Here is an 18,273-nt window from a genome sequence, read left to right on the forward strand (position 1 = left end):
TAACCATTTACAAAGAAGTGATACTTATTTTTTCCTCTTTTTAAAGAATTTTTTAGTATGTCAAGTGTTCTCGTTTCGAATTATTGAATGGCAAACATTATTTCTGCCTCACAAGCTACTTCGCCGTCTACTGTTGCAATTCCTTTGCCTTTTCCAATCGGACCTTTTATACGCGTGATTTCTACTTCCAACTTAAGCTGGTCTCCTGGTTTTACTTGTCGTTTAAAGCGGCACTTATCAACACCTGCCAAAAAGCCTAACTTCCCTTCATTTTCTTCCATACCAAGTACAGAAATCGCACCGACTTGCGCAAGGGCTTCTATAATTAGCACACCAGGCATTACTGCATAATCTGGAAAATGCCCTTGAAAGAATGGTTCATTAACCGTTACATTTTTCAGACCTACAACTCGTTTTCCTTCTTCTAGCTCTGTTACTTTATCCACTAATAAAAACGGATAGCGATGCGGTATAACCTCTTTTATCTGTTCACTGTCCATCATAATACTTGTCCTCCTTGAAATAGGTCAATTTGTCTCCATTATAGCAGATATGTTTCGTTTTAAGCGAAGCGTCTAACACAAAGAAGCATCTCCCTCGTCGTTAAGTGAGATGCTTCTAATTTACATTCCCTATTACAATATCGATTAAATGTTGCCACGTATCTACATCTAATGCATCAATGGGATTCCCGTCCCCAATCACACCATATCCAATCATTAATCCTGCTATCAGGGCTCCTGCAGCAATTATAACGATAACGATAATGCGAAGCCAGATTGGAAATATACGCCGCCTCGGTAATTTGTTTTGCTCTTTTTCTTCTTTTTGTTTTTGCTTTTGTTCTTTTCGCGTTTGGCTTTCGGAATCGACTTGTTCATCCTCAATAGGGTCTTGTTCTTTTTTAGATTGTTTATACGCTTTTCTAGATTGGTATTCTGATTCGTTTTTAGGCATCACATATTTCTCCTTCATTCCTGACAGAATAATGGAATATATGATACGGTTACTTGTAGAATCATTTTATTCCATTGATTTTACCTTAGCTGATTAATTAAGCCCTTCATTTCATCTCCGATTGAGATTGTTTGTGCATTAAATTGATAAGAACGTTGGGCTGTAATGAGATCTGTCATTTGTTTTGAAACATCTACGTTCGAGCGCTCCAGTGCATTACTTTGTATTACGTCTATAGTTGGGTCTGTCGCTTGAATAATTTCATCCATCTCGAATCCAAGTTCCGCTAAGTCAGGTAATTGAAAGTTATTGTCTCCAGTAGCTTCAAGCAATTGCGGCCGTATTACTTCGACTATATCTAGTTCTCCAACAACTTCTGTTTGATCACCACGTCCGACCATAATTTGTCCATTTGCCTGAATATCAATCGAGTCAAAACCATCCTCCATTACAATTGGCCCGGTTTGTCCAAGTACGGGGTTGCCATCACTCGTTGTCAACATTACATCCTCGGTATCATTAACTGGACTTAAATGAAAAGAACCATCTCTTGTATACCGTATGACCTCACCATCGTTTTCAGTATCTTGTATTTGATAGAAATAATTATCTCCACGCAACGCTGTATCTAGCGCGCGTCCTGTTTCCGTAATTGTCCCACTGGTGAAATCAAGATTCGCTGTACCTAGTTTAGCTCCAGATCCAACACGAATTCCTTCAGGGGTTAAGCGATTTCCCTCATTTTCAGGGTCGCCTGATACATTATTAATTTGTTGGAATAATAGGGAAGAGAATTCAGCTTCACGACTTTTATAACCTGTTGTCTGGCTATTAGCCATATTATTACCAATCAGATCAAGCTTATGTTGTAGCTGGTCCATTGTTACTGCAGCTTGTATCATCATTCTTGACATTCAATCAACCCTTCCTAGCCTAACTGACCGATTTCACTAACAGCTTTGCCCATATTTTCATCATAAGCACGTAGGACACGCTGATTCGTTTCAAAGATACGATGGGACTGCATCATTTGTGTCATGGTTTGTTGTGCATTAACATTTGATTGCTCAAGTGATCCTTGCTGTACTTGAAAGGTAGTACCAACGGGTATTGCACCCGTATCTCCAGTAAACAATCCATTTCCTTCTTTTGTTAATTCATTAGCATCCGGTGCATAGGTAATACCAAGCGGGAAATCTCCACCTTCCGCTTGTACGATGCCATCTTCCGTAACGGTGAACTCCATCCCATTTGTTTGAATAGAATCTCCCATTTCATCTAAAACATAATACCCTTCATCCGTAACAAGAAACCCTTCTCCATCAACGGTGAAATTTCCATTTCGTGTATAACGAACGTCTCCATCTTCATTTTGCACGGTAAAAAACAGGTTGCCTGTCTCATCTGGTAATTCGCCATTCACAAGCGCCAGATCTGTTGCATTGCCCGTTTCCCGAACGTCACCCTGTCCGTGATTTGGCATTGTTTCCTGCAGATAGACCCCCGTATTCAATGAACCAATTGGATCCTGAACGGGTAGGTTCAATCCTCCATTTGATGTAGGAATCGTGCTTGATCCAATTTTATGCAACAACATCTCTGGAAATGCGCGCATGGTTGTTTGATCCGCCTTGTAACCTGGCGTCTCGGCATTGGCAATATTATTTGACAAAGCCTCCTGCTGTCGTTGTTGAGAAATCATGCCACTGGCAGCTGTATGAAAACCTCTTAACATAACGTTTCCCTCCTCACATAACGAAATACGGTTTACCCGCAGTTTAGCGGGCGTGACACCCTGAATGAAATTTTACTTTATGTCCGTGAATCTCTTTATGTATTGGTTCAGAATGTAATCATCGTCACACCCTGAACGCTGAACTATGCGTTTAACATTTTTGATAGATCCTAACCAATCATTTTACGATCAATCTTATCGATATTCTCAAGCATAATTCCTGTTCCTTTTGCAACACAATTCAATGGTTCTTCAGACATAAACACAGGAACCTTTAGCTCCTCTGCTAATAGATGATCAATACCATGAATGAGGGCTCCACCGCCTGTTATAATAACACCACGATCAATAATGTCCGCAGACAGTTCTGGTGGTGTGTGTTCAAGCACCGTTTTAGCTGCTTGAATGATTAACGCGATAGATTCCTCTAGTGCTTTTTGGAGTTCTTTCGAATGCACGGTAATCGTACGCGGAAGTCCATTCACCATATCACGTCCGCGAATATCCATTTGCTCATGACGGGAATCTTTGAAAACCGTTGCTACGTTCCGCTTCAGCTCCTCAGCAGTGCGCTCTCCAATAAGCAATTTGTATTCCTTCTTAATATATTGAAGAATTTCTGCATCAAATTTATCCCCAGCCATTTTTATGGATTCCGAGGTAACAATATTCCCCATGGAGAGGACGGCTACATCTGTTGTCCCGCCACCGATATCAACGACCATATTACCGCTCGGCTGAAAGATCTCCATGCCTGCTCCAATCGCCGCTACTTTCGGTTCTTCTTCAAGGTAAATTTTCTTACCTCCAGATTTCTCTGCTGCTTCCTTAATTGCTTTTTGCTCTACTTTCGTTACATTCGTTGGGCAACATATAAGCATCTTCGGCTTTGAAAGAAAACCACGAACATTAATTTTATTTATAAAATGTTTTAACATCGCTTCTGTTACATCAAAGTCAGCAATTACTCCATCCTTCAACGGACGAATAGCCTCAATATTTCCCGGTGTACGCCCCACCATACGATGTGCAGCGGTCCCAACTTCTAGAACTTTTCCAGTGTTGCGATCCATGGCCACGACTGATGGTTCATCTAAAACAATTCCCTTACCTTTAACATGAATAAGAACATTTGCTGTTCCGAGGTCAATTCCAATATCTCTAGAAAACATGAACCTAGATCCTCCTAGCGTAAGTACTATCTTGCATCAGTTATGAAAACATAATGCTCCTAATAATGTATTTTACCACAAACTTCTACAATTAACTGTATATTTCCCGAAAATTTTTATACAAATTAAAAGGCGTTACCACACACTTGTACGACACTGTTTGAACGTGGGATAGATTGAAGCAGTTTTGCGATTGTAGCATGTTGATGACAATTAAGGTGATATTCACGTTAGTGTCGCTTTCACAGGTGGGCTGGGCAATGATTTTGGCTTTCGGGTGATAGTAGGGTTAGACTTAAAAGTGGATACGCAATAGAGAGAATGTACTAAATAAAATTATCAATGAAATGGAGCCTGTCCTCAATAAGTAGACGATAGGTTCAAGAATTTAAACAGTATATTGCTCGAGCGAGCGGGAGATTGGCTCATTCGAGCGACAGAAGCTTCTACTCGAGCGAGAAGGTGCCTCATTCGATCGGCAGTGATAATTTTGAAGGCTGGGGCTCGAACTTGGGGGGGGTCGCTCGTACAGGCCATCCTCTCGCTCGGCTTAGGAGTGCTGGCGCTCGAGCGAGAGGGAGATTCTCAGTTAACAACATGTCACCATCCCCCTCTGATTAATTAGAATTTCAATCACTTGATGTGTACAGAAAACAAACCAAAGCGTAGCATCCTAATTTGCTACGCTTTGGTCCGCTTCCTTATGTTTTTACAACCCGAATACTTCCATTCACCACCCCCTTTATCGCAGTTTAACGTGCAGATCGGCTAAATACGACGCGTCCTAGGGCTGCGCGTAAATGCTCGCCCCTCTGAGAACTTTTGTACGCCTACCCCCCCACTAAGTGAAGTTTTACTTTATTCTAGCTCCCTATCATTTGTTAGCGTTTTATTAAGGGATCTTGACAGCCATATTGCCGGATCTTTCATCCAACCGGTTTCGGTTCATCCTCCTCTTCTTGTGGATTTAATCTGTATTTTTTTCTCGTTGCTTCACCTCCCCGTAGATGACGGATTGATTTATGATGTTCTAAAATGCTTTTTACTTCATTCGCTAGCTCAGGGTTTATTTCTGGTAATCGTTCTGTTAAATCTTTGTGGACTGTGCTCTTAGAAACACCAAATTCTTTTGCTATCAGTCGGACTGTTTTTCTCGACTCTACGACATATTTCCCTATCCTGATAGTCCTTTCTTTGATGTAATCATGCACACCGTTCGCCTCCCTATGTTGGATTTCCGAGGTGTAATTTGAGACAAGGTGTAAATTGCTGTGGCTCATTTTTCTTTCTAATTTCTGCTGCGCAACGATGTCAAATATGTATGCTTTCAAATAGGCTTAGAAGGATGTTCAAAACACTAAAAAAGTATTTTATGAATTTACCCCTGATTGGCTCGACCTATATTCCTTTGTTAACGAAATGTTCTGTGATTTTTATGTAAAATTCATTATAGAGGGATGTATTTGGCCTGATTTCAAAGATGCCACACAAGCTCTCACCTCAGACATTTCTGATTGCTTGGTTTGTAATATTTTATTAACAGAGTGACAGGTTTATGATTAAAATTAGATCTTTATCAAATTGGACAGGATGTATTTTTCCTAATCGTCCAAATATGGTTATAAATACCTGTTTTCGCCTAATAAACAGTCCCAGCGAAAGCCGAATTGTAATTGGAGCGCTGCATGTAATCGACCTGCCCATTAAACGCTCATAACGAAACATCATTTCTGAAGAAGAAAAGAAGCTGTTTCGAAAAACAGCTTCTTGCATCTATACACGCATTCGTCTTAATGCTCTAAGTGGTAACTTGGAGAAAAAGTAATCACTTCTCTCTTCAATAAAAGAATGGTATGACCGAGTTAATATCTCCTTGTCCTGCTTGGCTACCCCCATATAATAAAGCGCAAATGGACTATCGGTAGATAATTCGTTCAGCATCTCAACAGCATTACTGTAATTTCCTTTTACTATTTCAATATGTGCCAGTTCGCTTTTATCAGCAGTTGAAATTTGATCCACTTTATTAAAATTTGCTGCTAAAAAAGGGATGTTAAAGTTTTCTAATGCATGAATTTTATTCGTTAAGTTATGTTTCTTAGCTATTTTTAATGCTTCTTTAAGATGGTGCATTCCCTGAAAATACGTGTCAAATGTATAAGATAAGCCTAAACTATTATGTATATCTACTTTTAGCCCTTCACTACATGTTTGGTTCAATGCCCGGTAAGCATACTTTCTTGCCATAATAACTTCATTTCTTAACAAATAATAAGTCAATAGCATCTGGTTAAGCCTCGTTTCAAAAAAAGGCACCAATGTCCTATCTTCTATCGCATCAAAATGACGCTTATAACTTTCTAAAAAGTTGCCAATTTTACTATATTGGTTCATATTATAGTAGGCAGTTAATTTAATAAATTCGATCATACAATTTAACTCAGGTTCATTGGTCTTGACCTTTTCTACCCTTTGCAAAATTTCATTTGGCGTGTACCGCTTAAATTTTTGATCAAGGGTTATTTGATAAACTTCAGCACAGAGGCGATGCGACATATTTTCAGATTGCTTCTTTACGTTGATTAAGTGCTGCAAATCATCATAGAATTCATTCATATATAGAAATTCCATGCTTATTTTTCTAATCGTAGTGGAGCTAGATTCCATACAATAGTTACGTATTTGTTCTATAGCTTTTTTCGTATCCTTTTCTTGTGACAGTGCATCTATAGCCTTTTTTATGATCCTTTCATCCTGGTTTGGTAGAATGATAGTAGATTCAGTCATACAAAAATCCTCTTTTCATGATAATAATTGAGTTTGAAATGAAATATATAGGCATAATGAATTAATTTCTTTAATAAAAATTCCATCTCTTCTATATTTTTCAAAACTATAATCATCATAGCATACTTCCATTTAATAAAAAGTACTATCGTTCGACAAATTTTGTTGTTTGTTATAGTTTACTGAATTTAGAAACCTAATTAATCATAACTTTATTAGGATAAATTATATGTGAGCTCAAAATCATAAGACGAAAAAACTCCCCAACCACTAGGTTAGAGAGTTTCTATTCGTTTCGCCTATTTACTTAGGCTCCTTCTGACATATCGGATGAATCGGTTGTTTCTTCGTCTAGGTCATCATCTTCTACATCAGATTCTTCGTCTTCTGAGTCTGCGTCTTCATCTTCACCTGTATCTTCTTCCTCTGTAGCTTCAGACTCTTCTTCTGTAGCCTCTGACTCTTCACTTGCTTCAGACTCTTCTTCTGTAACACTATCCAAACTTGCTACCGGTTGATTGAAAAAGGATTCTGGATTAACTTCATTGCCATCTTTTCGTAGCTCGAAGTGAACATGCGTTCCGTTATCCTGTCCGAATAAATTGTTACCAGCTGTACCAATAAGATCTCCTTGTTCAACATCAGCTCCAGCTTGAACTTCTACTTCACCCAAGCTTGCATAATAGGTCATGACGTCATTGTCATGTGACATCGATACAACATTGCCAAGGAGTGGATCTTCTTTTACCTCTGTAACCGTTCCACTTAAGGATGCTACTACATCAAACGTCTCAGCATCAGCGGAAGCAATATCAAGACCTGTGCTTTGGTAAAAGCGGTTGTTATAAAGCACCAGTGCATTCTCCTGATCCTCTTGTTCTGCGTTGTAGTCATAGAATTTAGTTACGATTTCTGCTTGATCTTGATCTACTACCGGCATTTCAATATTCTCTTGCTGATCCACAACTGGTTCTGCGTCCTCATCATCCAGCGTTGGGACATAGTCTTCACTTTCTTGCTCTTCTTGCTCGTCCATTGCATCCGGCATTTGGTTATCCAGATTTTGATACCACACCACAACCGATAAAAGGAGGGCAGCAACAGTCAAATATACTGCTGGAAAAAACCACTTCTTCCGGAAAATACGACTCCACTTATTTGAAGCCCCTTTGTTTTCTTCTTTCATAAGATCATCACCTCAACAACCATTCTGATCAGAAATGAGAAGATCTATACATAATACGTAAAATATTTTTGGTTTTTACGAATTATTTAAAGAAAGTAGGGGAAAGTGAGGGGTTATACGCTCAGGGCGAGCCATGATGGTTTCTTATCTACTTAGAAAACTTGGCTGTCATCAATCCTTGAAGTGACAGCCTTAGTTGCACTTATGCAGAATGTGTTTATCCTTTTATTAACTGCCAAAAAAACAAACCCTCGTTAGCTTGCCACGAGGGTTGGTGCTGTATCATCAACGGTACTAATCTCCACATCTTTATAATAATAGTTCACAATGTCCAGGTAATCTTCTCCTTCTTCAGCCATCCCATTTGCTCCATATTGACTCATTCCAATTCCATGGCCATAACCTTTAGTCGTGAAAATCAAATGGTCGTCTTTTTGCTCTACTGTGAAATCACTTGATTGTAATTCAAATTGTTCTCGTATTTCCCTTCCTGAAAAATGATTTCCGTCAATCCCCATGTCACTGACACGTTCACTTTCTGTTCTGGTTATTTCGATGGCAACAGCATCATTATTCGGAAGGTCAATTTGCAGCTCATTTTCTATCTCATCAATTGAAAATATTTCTTGATCCAAAAATTTAGGCGATTCTTCATCCCATGGGCTTTCAACACTTCTTAAATAAGGAAGCTCATCCTCCCAGTATTCTTCAGAGTTTTCCGTAAAACCATTACTCGTTGAAAAGTAGGCGGGTGTAATTGGTGCATCACTGTGGGTTAAGATTTCTCCCTCCGTAGCAGCGACAGCTTCTTTAGCCTTTTTCATTAGCTCGTTATATTCATCACCATATATCTCTTTTAATTCCGTTTCATCTTTATAAACCTGATGTTGAACGGTATCCGTCACATCAAAATCATCTGTATCCGAATAAAGTATATGATCGACTACGTACGTTCTTGCAGCAAGTGCTTGAGCTTTTAATGCTTCTATTTCAAATTCCAATGGCATTTCGGATGCAACCACCCCTGCAATATAATCTTCCAGTGGTACATCTTCGACTGTCTGCGAAATGTCTCGCATGACAGCTACAGAGAATGGCGATTCGACTACTTCCTCTTGCTGTTCTGGATCATTTTCAACAATATTGGCTTCCGTTTGATTATCTGTTCCAAAAGGAATCACAATTAGAGTTGGTATTACAAGAATTAGCATGAGTAAAGTTGATAATGTAATTGCTGCAGGAAGCTTCCATTTGCTCGTTGTTTTTTTAAAATATTTCGGTTTCTTATGCTTTAATAATGCAAACTTCTTAAAATTACTTTTCTGCATACTGGGATCTTCTTTTTTCTGCTTCATTTTAATTTGTTTAAGGCTTGTTGATTTCTTCTTTTTCCATCCTTGAGGCATCGTTTTACTGCTATACTTGTGTTTTTTCATGGACTCCTCCTTTTGCTATTTTTGTTAAAATAAAATATCGGCTGCTAATCTGGAGAAGTTATGTCTAGCTTCCCTACTATAAAATCTATACAGAAACAGTGAACAATAGAACATGAAATTTTTAAAAAGGATTATTGCTATAGATTAACATGTATCGTTTCTTTTTAAACAAATTCCTTCGTTTTTCTATTCCGTATCATACAAGTGACAGGCTACGTAGTGATCTTGTTCCACTTCCATCCAAACAGGCGTTTTAACTGAACACACTTCCATGGCTGCTGGACAGCGCGTCCGAAATACACAGCCACTTGGCGGGTCTATCGGGCTTGGAAGATCGCCCTCGAGAATGATTCGTTCTCTATTATCCTCCATATCAGGATCTGGGATAGGGATTGCAGATAGTAGGGCTTGCGTATATGGATGCAATGGATTTTCATAGAGTTGCTCACTGCCCGCAAGCTCAACCATGTTTCCTAAATACATTACCCCAATACGATCTGAAATTTGCTTCACCATGGATAGATCATGGGCAATGAATAAATAGGTTAGCCCTTTTTCTACTTGCAGCTCTTTTAGTAGATTTACGACTTGGGCTTGAACCGATACGTCTAATGCCGAAATTGGTTCATCAGCAATTATAAATTCCGGATTCAATGCCAGCGCACGAGCAATCCCAATCCGCTGACGCTGGCCACCACTAAATTCATGGGGATATCGATTGGCATGATCTCGATGGAGACCAACCTCTTCTAATAACTGGTGAACCCTCGTTTGCAGTTCCTGTTTATTTTTATAGATGCCATGCACTTCCATCGGCTCTGAGATTACTTCCTTAACCGTTGAGCGTGGATTGAGGGATGCATAAGGATCCTGGAAAATCATTTGCATATTACGATAAAAGTTAAATTTCTGCTTTACATCCAATTTATGAACATTTTCCCCATTATAGATAACATCTCCAGCCGTTTTTTCATAAAGCCCCATAACGGTTCGGCCAATTGTAGATTTCCCACACCCGGATTCGCCAACAAGACCAAATGTTTCTCCTTTATTAATATGAAACGTCACGTCATTTACGGCTTGCAAGTTCTTCCCTTTTCCTACTTGAAAGTATTTTTTCAGATTGCTTACTTGTAAGATTTTTTCATTCATTATAATTTCCCCTCTGCAATTTGCTAGTAGCGTCTTGCTATACAACGCGCTTTTTCATATAATGAGCCTTTAATGGGACCATTTCTATCCCCTTAACTGTCTACGGGGCCTGAAGGTGCTGACCCGAGGGTACTGGCGCTCGTCCTCGAGGTGCTGGCGCTCGACCCGAGGGTACTGGCGCTCGACCCGAGGGTACTGGCGCTCGACCCGAGGGTACTGGCGCTCGAGCGAGTAGGAGAGCGACTCACTCGAGCGACTAGGGCTTCTAATCGAGCGGAAGAGGGAGATTTTAAGATCGGCGCTCGACCTGGGGGTGCTGCCGCTCGTCCTCGAGGTTCTGGTGCTCGACTCGAGGGTGCTGCCGCTCGAGCGAGTAGGAGAGCGACTCACTCGAGCGACTAGGGCTTCTAATCGAGCGGAAGAGGGAGATTTTAAGATCGGCGCTCGACCTGGGGGTGCTGCCGCTCGTCCTCGAGGTTCTGGTGCTCGACCCGAGGGTGCTGCCGCTCGAGCGAGCAGGAGAGCGACTCACTCGAGCGACTGGGGCTTCTACTCGAGCGATCTGTTCCTCTCCTGGTTCCGTTCCGCTAATATACTTCTCATCAATGCGAACTGAACGATTTTACTAGTTGGCATTTAGTTAATTAAGGGCTGGTTATAGGAAAAAGAAAAATTCAAGCGTGACTCGCCCGTTTCCGCGCGCATCCGAATCTAAACCTCCACATTTTAGCATTCCCATCATAACGGGAAACTTCATTCGATGGGGATTACGACGTACCTGAGTCGTAAAATCCCATGCTGATTCCGGCGATGATGTCCATATTGTTTCTAGTTAAATAGCTGTCACCACATAGAAATTAATCAAACGTTTGATTAATCATTTTATCCAACTTCCTTCTTTGCTTTCGCGGTAGCTTGGTTGCACCGTTTTATCACAGTTTAACGGGTTCCAATCATGAATGGAAACTTCACCAATAAAAATGAAGAACATATGTAGGGCGCCCATCCCTGGCCTGCGATTACGTTATACCATCATCCTACTTCCTTGTCCTTACCTGACACCCGGTTCGATGACTAATGACTTTCCAATAGTAGATAACTGCGCCTTCACACCTAATGGGACAGTGAAATGAGGAAGACAATGACCTATTTTAAACCCCTTCATCACTGGGCAACCCAAGTCTTGAAAATAGTGGACAAATACTTGCTCCAGTGTTAAGGAGACGTCTACAGTCGGTTCCGCTTCGGAAAAATCACCGATCACAATACCTGCTGCATCCGCAAGTTTCCCTGCTAGTTTTAGTTGGTTCAGCATTCCATCAACGCGGTATGGTTCTTCTCCGATGTCCTCTAGCAAAAGTAATTTCCCTAATGTATCAATTTCATAGGGGGTACCAATCGAACTAGCTAGTAATGATAGGTTCCCACCAACAAGTTCCCCTTCTGCATAGCCTGAAGCAAGCACGTCTAATGAAGAGATGGCTTCCGAATAATGTAATGCTGTTGGTTCAAAAAGCTGGTTGAACATCGAAGCAGAAAGGTAATCGAAATTCTCCTTTGCAATATCTGAAGCAAGCATTGGACCGTGGAATGTGACGAGACCGGTTGCTTGTCGAATGGCAGTGTGTAAATACGTTATATCACTATACCCCCAGATAATTTTCGGATTACTCCTGATTAAATGATAGTCAATATTCGCTGCAAGGCGAGCTGTCCCATAACCACCTCGGGCAAAAATAATTGCTTTTATTTCTGGATTAGCTATCATGTCATGTATATCAGCAAGGCGTTCCTTATCCGATCCGGCTAAGTAGCCATAAATTTTATCAATATGCTTACCCAGTTTTACGTGGAGGCCCATTTTTTTAAAAAACGGGATAGCCTTCTGCACTTTTTCTGGATTTGGTGTGCCGGCTGGCGCTATAACACCGATCGTGTCTCCTTTTTGTAACCTCGATGGGTATATCATGATGAAACCCTCCTTGATTGCTTTTCAACTTATGGCAGGCTGGTGGTGACAAGTTGGGGCGAGACCTTCATCCGCTCCCCACGTTTCTATTAAAAAACCGGCCCATATACACCATGTACATGTATATGAGCCAATAACTTTATTTATTCTTTCTCTGCATATTTTAGATCTGCATAGCCTACTGGATGACGCAGGATACCGGTTACGCCATCTGCTTCAATGAATACTTGATTATAGTAGCGAAGCGGCAGGATCGGCATTTCCTCTGCTAACAATTCCTCCGCCTCGTACATAAGCTCCCAGCGCTGATCTTCGTCTGCTTCTGCTTTCACGTCCGCAATTAATTGATCATATTCTTCATTTGACCAGTCCGTACGATTCATGGACGAGTCTGTTATAAAGCTTTCCAGGAAGTTTACAGGATCACCATAATCAAATAGGAATGAACTACGTGAGAATTGATGCTCTAAATTTTGCTGATCTTCTAAGAAAACGTTCCATTCTGTATTTTCCAAGGTTACATCAATACCCAGGTTCTCACTTAGCATGCTTTGCATGGTTTCAGCAATCGATTTATTAAGGTCACTGGTGTTATAAGATAATGTTACGGCTGGAAGTTCCGCGTAGCCTTCTTCCTCCATGCCTTCTTCAAGTAATTCGGTTGCCTCTTCTGGATTCGTTGCTACAAGATCGCCATTCCGATCACGAAAATCCTCCCCTGATGGGTTTGTAAATCCAGGAGACACGAACCCATATGCAGGTTCTACTTCGTTTTTCACAACATAATCTGCAATATCCTGACGGTCTACTGCTAATGCAAATGCTTTTCTAATCTTTTCATTTTGAAAAGGTTCTTCTTCTACGTTAAACCGAAAGAATTCCAATCCACCCATCTCATCGATCGCGACATTATCCCCGTCAATTAGATCATCGGACATTTCTGCCGGGATACTTGCAACATCAAGCTCATTTGTTTCAAACATTTGGTACTGGGTATTTGTATCATTGACCATTGACCAATGTACGCCATCAAGACTGACGGTATCTGCATCCCAATACGTATCATTTTTTGCAAAAACCATTTCACTGTCATGATCCCAAGACTCAAGCATAAATGGTCCGTTTGAGACAAACGATTCTGCTTCAGCGTGCCAATCTGGATTCTCCTCTGCTACCTGCTCATTAATTGGGAAAAATGCAGGATTGGTTATAACATGCAGGAAGAAGCCAGTTGGATCCTCAAGCACCACTTCAAATGTTTTGTCGTCAACAGCCGTTACACCAACATCTTCTGCAGACGCCTCACCACTATTAAAATCTTCCCCATTTTCAACGAAATAGGCTAGGAATGCTGCCGGGGAACCTGTTTCTGGATCCAATAACTGCTGCCATGCAAAGACAAAGTCGTCTGCTACAACAGGGTCACCATTTGACCAATTCGCATCCTCGCGTAGATAAAACGTGTAGACTGTTCCATCATCGGAGACATCCCAGTCTTCAGCCATGGCCGCTTCAGGTGTGTGATCCTCCCCTAGACGCGTCAGTCCTTCCATCAAGTTGTTTAATGGTAGCCACGAATTTTCATCAAACCCAATTGGCGGATTAAACGATGTCGGCTCTTCCCCATTATTAAGACGAAGAATATTATCCCCATCTTGTTCTTCTGTTACATCTTCCCCATTATCCTCTGTTTCTTCTGCTGTACTATCGCCTTCACTATCATTTTCCGTCTCTTCCCCTGCTCCTTCATTTGCTGTACAGGCGGCTAAAACCATAATCGTTAAGACCACAAATAAAAATAATAAAAACTTTTTCATATCCCTTTCCTCCCTTGATGTGCATTGCCCGTTAACCCTTACTATTTAACGGATGTAAAGATTATTTTTTTGACACAAAATCTATAGAAGACGACGTAAGTTGAAATTAAGAGTGATACTTTTTATACTCGCTACGGAAATACATTCCGCTTTCCGCGGGCGGCTGGTAAGCCTCCTCGTGCTCGTCGTGTTGCAAGTGATTTCGAGAAGCAGCACTCCTCGCAAAAAAGATTGCTAACGCACTCCGGGGTCTCACCTAGGCCTTTCCTCCCGCCGGAGTCTCCATGTATTTCCTCCGCTGGGTGTTCCGGTTACTGCCGCTAAGTAATCAATATTCAAAACATCCAACCACCTCACCAGTTCGGATGAGCGATGGACGGTAACTCCTGCGGGAACAATTGTTTTCGGTGGGACGAGTAAACGCAGTCCCACTACTTATGAAAAGGACTAAATGTTAATAAAAAATCAGACTCTTGATCTTATACTTTCCGCCAAAATGTCAATTTATATTGACGGTGACAGGATCCGAAAACGGTTTAGCTCGTTCATCCTGCAACCAGCAATCGACGCTATGTGTATCACTTAGTTGGTAATTTTCTGGATAAACTTTTTCACACACCTCCATGGCGAATGAACATCTAGCTGTAAATGGACACGCCTTGGGAGGTGAAAATAAATCTGGTGGTGTTCCTTCAATAGGTGTCAACGCCTCACCCTTAACGTCAAGGCGTGGAACGGACATTAATAATCCTTGTGTATAGGGATGCTTTGGTTGATAAAAAACCTCCCGTCTCGTTCCTTCCTCAATTATTTTTCCTGCATACATCACTACAATTCGATCTGCAATTTTTGCAACAACGCCTAAATCATGCGTGATTAGAATAATTGATACACCTGTAGCCGCTTGGATTTTTTCAAAAAGCTCTAAAATTTGTGCCTGAATCGTTACATCCAAGGCTGTCGTAGGCTCATCCGCTATTAATAATTCCGGTTCGCAGATCAACGCGATAGCTATTACAACACGTTGACGCATTCCTCCACTGAACTGGTGGGGATATTGCTTCAAACGCTCTTCTGGATTCGGTATACCGACTAAATCCAGCATTTCAAGCGCTCGCCGCTTCGCATCATTACCAGATATAGCTTGATGTTGCCTTAAACCTTCCATTAGCTGCGTACCAATTGTCAGTGTCGGATTTAATGCAGTCATCGGATCCTGGAAGATCATCGAGATATCCACACCTCGAATAGATCGCATCTGTTTCTCGGTAAACGTCGTTAAATCTTTTTCATGAAACGAGATAGACCCATTTGTAATTTTTCCTGGTGGGTCAGGAATGAGTCGCATAATCGCATTGGCTGTGACGCTTTTTCCGCAGCCTGATTCCCCTACGATTGCGAGCGTTTCCCCTTTATTTAAATAAAAGTCAACGCCGCGTACTGCTTTTACCGTCCCGCCATACGTTGTAAATGCAACATGTAGATCACGTACTTCGAGAATTTTATCCATGGCATCACCTACTTCCTTAATTTCGGATCAAGTGCATCTTGAAGTCCATCACCTAGGACATTAAAAGCAAACATGGTAAATGAAATAAAAAATGCTGGAAAAAATAATGTCCACCAATTCCCAGATAGAATGGCTCCTAATGAATCATTTGCCATCACTCCCCAACTTGCATGCGGGGATTGTACACCAAGCCCCAAAAAGCTCAAAAATGCTTCTGCAAAAATAGCTGTTGGCACCGTTAGTGTCATTTGTACAATAATGGGACCCATTGCATTCGGAAGTAAATTTTTCCGAATAACTCTAGGGGTTTTGGTCCCAAATGATTTGGATGCGAGAACAAATTCGTAATTTTTTATCTGAAGCACCTGTCCCCGCACAATTCGGGCCATACCTACCCACCCCGTAACGCTTAATGCAATAATGATGGTTGCTAAACTTGGACCTAAAACCACCAGCAATAAAATAACAACCAATAAATAGGGAAGACCATATAAAATTTCAATAATGCGCATCATGATGCCGTCTGTACGACCACCTTTGTAACCAGCAACCCCACCACAGATAATGCCAACAGTGACATCAATTAAGGCTGCCATCAGGCCGACAAATAACGATATCCGAGCACCAAACCATGTTCTCGTAAATACATCTCGCCCTGCATTATCTGTTCCAAACCAATGTTCCATAGATGGAGGCTGATACTGATTAGGCAAATTTTGCTGGTTTACTTCATGTGGTGAAATAACCGGACCAAAGATAGCCATGAATAAGAGCAATACAAGGAAAATCAATCCTGCCATTGCCAGTTTATTCTTCATCAGGCGTTTCCATGCATCCTCCCAATAGGACAAGGAAGGTCTGGAAACTGTTTCAGAAGTTTCCTTACCTTTTTGTTTCTTTTTAAACCAATCATCAGGTATTTCAGTCGGAGAATGGCGTGCTTTAAAATTATTGGAAGATTTCATGCTATTCTCCTCCCTTTTTATTCATTTTAATGCGGGGATCTAAAATTCCATATGCTACATCTACAAGAAACAGCGTAATAATAAGGAATGCACTATAAAATACAGTCGTACCCATAATGACCGGGTAATCCCTCTGGTTAATGCTTTCTACAAAATACTTGCCCATTCCAGGAATGGCGAAGATTTCTTCAATTACAAAGGTCCCTGTTAAAATACTTGCAAGCAATGTCCCCATTATGGTAACTACAGGCATTAAGGCGTTCCGGAGGGCATGTTTGATGATAATTTTCCATGGAGAGAGCCCTTTTGCTCGCGCCATTTTTATGTAATCCTGTGTCAGGACTTCTAACATAGTTGACCTCGTCAGCCTAGCAATGATTGCCATTGGACTTGTTGCCAGTGCAATAATCGGAAGAATCATATGGGCAGGACTTGACCATGTAGCTGCTGGTAACATATTTAAATTAACTGCCAATTGCTGAATCAGTAAGGTTGCTAATACAAAGTTTGGTATGGAGATCCCGATTACTGCAAGACTCATCGCTAAATAATCCACAATCCCGTTATGTCGGAGGGCAGCTATGATTCCCAAAATAATCCCTGAAACAACAGCCACCATAATGGTGAGGATACCTAATTCAAAAGAAATGGGAAATCCACGCTCTAATAAATCATTTACCGACTGGTTTGGCTGCTTTATTGATGGCCCAAAATCAAAGGTTACGATCGACTTTAGATATAGAAAATACTGAATATGGTAGGGTTCATCAAGATTGTAATGGGCTTCTAAATTAGCTTGTACCGTTTCATTGGTTGCTCGTTCACTATTAAAGGGCGAACCCGGGATTGAAACCATTAAAACGAATGTTAACGTTACAATAATCCACAAGGTCACAATCATGATGAGTAATCGTTTTATAATATACCGAAGCATGACTTCCCCCCATTTCAGCTTATTTTAACGCAGAAGAACGGTTGGCAATCCAACTACCCTGTCCACATCAACAGCCGTATATTGCTTACCCCCTACTTAAGTATATTTAAGATTATTGGTTTTATTAACATTATTTTAATTTAGGCTATCTTAAAGTTAGTTGTTTATAATTTTATATTAAAACAAACGTTCTATAATAGAAGGATAAATAGTGAGGTTGGTGATGATCTAATCCTGATCAAGTCAACATTTTTAAGGAAAAAGAAGGAATTCATCAAATCTTGTCGAATAATGAATTAGGACTGGAGGAGAAAAAGAATGAAAAAAGTTATCAACGGGGGTATATATAAAGTAAACTATAAATGAAGAGATTAATCTTTAGTTACAGTTAATCTCTTTTTGCTCTAATAAATAATTAAGTAGTTGAAATAGATAATAGTAATAAGGGAAATGTAGTGGAAGAGTTGCTTTAGCGTAAAGCCAGCCACATGCTCCCCTGAATAAAGGCATCCACCTAACCAGTGGATGCCTTTTTTGTTTCTTTACTTTAGACAACAAAAGCATTAATCGGAAGGATAAAGGAGGACCGTTGACTCCTGCTCAGAATACATGTCTGAAGACCCCGCAGAACTATTATGCACTTTTGAGTATGA

Annotated in this window: 15 protein-coding genes; all 15 read right to left on the minus strand. The window is 40.7% G+C overall.

Going from position 1 to position 18,273, the window contains the following annotated elements:
* Nucleotides 1-80: 80 nt before the first annotated feature.
* The 15 genes from fabZ to OLD84_RS17040 all read right to left on the minus strand — a co-directional run bounded on the left by fabZ (nt 81) and on the right by OLD84_RS17040 (nt 17,620).
* Nucleotides 81-503, minus strand: coding sequence for a 3-hydroxyacyl-ACP dehydratase FabZ (fabZ, locus tag OLD84_RS16970; RefSeq protein WP_209464699.1), 423 nt, complete (start codon nt 501-503; stop codon nt 81-83).
* 115 nt (nt 504-618) lie between these two features.
* Nucleotides 619-957 (minus strand): DNA-directed RNA polymerase subunit beta, encoded by a 339-nt coding sequence (locus tag OLD84_RS16975; RefSeq protein ID WP_209464700.1) that lies wholly within the window; start codon nt 955-957, stop codon nt 619-621.
* 80 nt (nt 958-1,037) lie between these two features.
* Nucleotides 1,038-1,871 (minus strand): flagellar hook-basal body protein, encoded by an 834-nt coding sequence (locus tag OLD84_RS16980; RefSeq protein ID WP_209464701.1) that lies wholly within the window; start codon nt 1,869-1,871, stop codon nt 1,038-1,040.
* A gap of 14 nt (nt 1,872-1,885) precedes the next feature.
* Complete coding sequence (locus tag OLD84_RS16985) at nt 1,886-2,692, minus strand: flagellar hook-basal body protein (RefSeq protein WP_209464702.1); 807 nt, start codon at nt 2,690-2,692, stop codon at nt 1,886-1,888.
* 170 nt (nt 2,693-2,862) lie between these two features.
* Complete coding sequence (mreB, locus tag OLD84_RS16990; protein WP_209464703.1) at nt 2,863-3,864, minus strand: rod shape-determining protein; 1,002 nt, start codon at nt 3,862-3,864, stop codon at nt 2,863-2,865.
* Nucleotides 3,865-4,790: 926 nt separating this feature from the next.
* Entirely contained in the window at nt 4,791-5,075 is a 285-nt protein-coding gene (spoIIID, locus tag OLD84_RS16995; protein WP_264917238.1) for a sporulation transcriptional regulator SpoIIID, read from the minus strand.
* A gap of 562 nt (nt 5,076-5,637) precedes the next feature.
* On the minus strand, nt 5,638-6,651 hold the full coding sequence (locus tag OLD84_RS17000) for an AimR family lysis-lysogeny pheromone receptor (RefSeq protein ID WP_209464705.1): 1,014 nt from the start codon (nt 6,649-6,651) through the stop codon (nt 5,638-5,640).
* 307 nt (nt 6,652-6,958) lie between these two features.
* A complete protein-coding gene (locus tag OLD84_RS17005) occupies nt 6,959-7,837 on the minus strand; it encodes a stage II sporulation protein SpoIIQ (RefSeq protein ID WP_209464706.1) in 879 nt (292 codons plus the stop codon).
* Nucleotides 7,838-8,091: 254 nt separating this feature from the next.
* Nucleotides 8,092-9,273 carry a stage II sporulation protein D gene (spoIID, locus tag OLD84_RS17010; protein ID WP_245301708.1) on the minus strand — a complete coding sequence of 394 codons (1,182 nt, stop codon included), beginning with the start codon at nt 9,271-9,273 and terminating at the stop codon, nt 8,092-8,094.
* 186 nt (nt 9,274-9,459) lie between these two features.
* Nucleotides 9,460-10,425, minus strand: coding sequence for an ABC transporter ATP-binding protein (locus OLD84_RS17015; protein ID WP_209464707.1), 966 nt, complete (start codon nt 10,423-10,425; stop codon nt 9,460-9,462).
* 1,051 nt (nt 10,426-11,476) lie between these two features.
* The gene (locus tag OLD84_RS17020; RefSeq protein ID WP_209464708.1) at nt 11,477-12,394 is read right to left on the minus strand and encodes a S66 peptidase family protein; all 918 of its coding nucleotides are present in this window, start codon (nt 12,392-12,394) and stop codon (nt 11,477-11,479) included.
* A 143-nt stretch (nt 12,395-12,537) separates the two neighbouring features.
* Nucleotides 12,538-14,211: a peptide ABC transporter substrate-binding protein gene (locus OLD84_RS17025; protein ID WP_209464709.1), complete on the minus strand. Its 1,674-nt coding sequence runs from the start codon at nt 14,209-14,211 to the stop codon at nt 12,538-12,540.
* A 499-nt stretch (nt 14,212-14,710) separates the two neighbouring features.
* Nucleotides 14,711-15,721: an ABC transporter ATP-binding protein gene (locus OLD84_RS17030; RefSeq protein WP_209464710.1), complete on the minus strand. Its 1,011-nt coding sequence runs from the start codon at nt 15,719-15,721 to the stop codon at nt 14,711-14,713.
* An 8-nt stretch (nt 15,722-15,729) separates the two neighbouring features.
* Nucleotides 15,730-16,686: an ABC transporter permease gene (locus OLD84_RS17035; protein ID WP_209464711.1), complete on the minus strand. Its 957-nt coding sequence runs from the start codon at nt 16,684-16,686 to the stop codon at nt 15,730-15,732.
* Nucleotide 16,687: 1 nt separating this feature from the next.
* Nucleotides 16,688-17,620: an ABC transporter permease gene (locus OLD84_RS17040; protein ID WP_209464712.1), complete on the minus strand. Its 933-nt coding sequence runs from the start codon at nt 17,618-17,620 to the stop codon at nt 16,688-16,690.
* Between the last annotated feature and the right edge of the window lie 653 nt (nt 17,621-18,273).

It is taken from the genome of Virgibacillus natechei, from assembly GCF_026013645.1.
Lineage (GTDB): Bacteria > Bacillota > Bacilli > Bacillales > Amphibacillaceae > Virgibacillus_L > Virgibacillus_L natechei.

Excerpts from the sequence above, each read along its gene's own strand:
- spoIID (WP_245301708.1), bottom strand. The coding sequence starts at position 9,273 with ATGAAAAAACACAAGTATAGCAGTAAAACGATGCCTCAAGGATGGAAA.
- OLD84_RS17015 (WP_209464707.1), bottom strand. The coding sequence starts at position 10,425 with ATGAATGAAAAAATCTTACAAGTAAGCAATCTGAAAAAATACTTTCAA.
- OLD84_RS16980 (WP_209464701.1), bottom strand. The coding sequence starts at position 1,871 with ATGTCAAGAATGATGATACAAGCTGCAGTAACAATGGACCAGCTACAA.
- OLD84_RS17030 (WP_209464710.1), bottom strand. The coding sequence starts at position 15,721 with ATGGATAAAATTCTCGAAGTACGTGATCTACATGTTGCATTTACAACG.
- fabZ (WP_209464699.1), bottom strand. The coding sequence starts at position 503 with ATGATGGACAGTGAACAGATAAAAGAGGTTATACCGCATCGCTATCCG.
- OLD84_RS16985 (WP_209464702.1), bottom strand. The coding sequence starts at position 2,692 with ATGTTAAGAGGTTTTCATACAGCTGCCAGTGGCATGATTTCTCAACAA.
- OLD84_RS16975 (WP_209464700.1), bottom strand. The coding sequence starts at position 957 with ATGCCTAAAAACGAATCAGAATACCAATCTAGAAAAGCGTATAAACAA.
- OLD84_RS17000 (WP_209464705.1), bottom strand. The coding sequence starts at position 6,651 with ATGACTGAATCTACTATCATTCTACCAAACCAGGATGAAAGGATCATA.
- OLD84_RS17020 (WP_209464708.1), bottom strand. The coding sequence starts at position 12,394 with ATGATATACCCATCGAGGTTACAAAAAGGAGACACGATCGGTGTTATA.
- OLD84_RS17040 (WP_209464712.1), bottom strand. The coding sequence starts at position 17,620 with ATGCTTCGGTATATTATAAAACGATTACTCATCATGATTGTGACCTTG.
- OLD84_RS17005 (WP_209464706.1), bottom strand. The coding sequence starts at position 7,837 with ATGAAAGAAGAAAACAAAGGGGCTTCAAATAAGTGGAGTCGTATTTTC.
- OLD84_RS17025 (WP_209464709.1), bottom strand. The coding sequence starts at position 14,211 with ATGAAAAAGTTTTTATTATTTTTATTTGTGGTCTTAACGATTATGGTT.
- mreB (WP_209464703.1), bottom strand. The coding sequence starts at position 3,864 with ATGTTTTCTAGAGATATTGGAATTGACCTCGGAACAGCAAATGTTCTT.
- OLD84_RS17035 (WP_209464711.1), bottom strand. The coding sequence starts at position 16,686 with ATGAAATCTTCCAATAATTTTAAAGCACGCCATTCTCCGACTGAAATA.